This window comes from Bradyrhizobium sp. TM233 (assembly GCF_036247965.1).
Lineage (GTDB): Bacteria > Pseudomonadota > Alphaproteobacteria > Rhizobiales > Xanthobacteraceae > Bradyrhizobium > Bradyrhizobium ottawaense.
In genome coordinates, this window is the sequence record NZ_BTIG01000232.1 from 1 (window position 1) to 327 (window position 327).

A 327-nucleotide genomic window follows, 5' to 3' on the forward strand; every position below is an offset into this window, starting at 1 on the left:
GAACTACTATGCTCCTGAACAAATGACCAGGACTCAGTTCAGGCGTTTTTTGAGGAAAAGGAAAGCTGAGAGGGAAAGAGGTGGCAAGTCTCGTTCACCATGGGACATAAAACCAGAAAACAATCCTAGCAATGAACCTAGCGTGGCGTCAATTATCAAACAGCTTGACCACGCCATTAAATAGGGAACAACCGCGCTACCAAACCCAGCCAAGGAAAAGGGGAAAGATGCTGCTGAAGATGATGATAAAGACATGCTCGAAGATTTCGACGACAGTGATGGAGAAGACCTCAACATCATTTGCATAGTGTCTATCTTACCTGCAGA

Annotated in this window: 1 protein-coding gene; it reads right to left on the reverse strand. The window is 45.3% G+C overall.

What is annotated here, in order from left to right:
• Nucleotides 1-33: 33 nt before the first annotated feature.
• Nucleotides 34-327, reverse strand: a 294-nt coding sequence (locus AABA86_RS34290) for a hypothetical protein (protein WP_338309892.1), incomplete at its 5' end; no start/stop codon positions are given.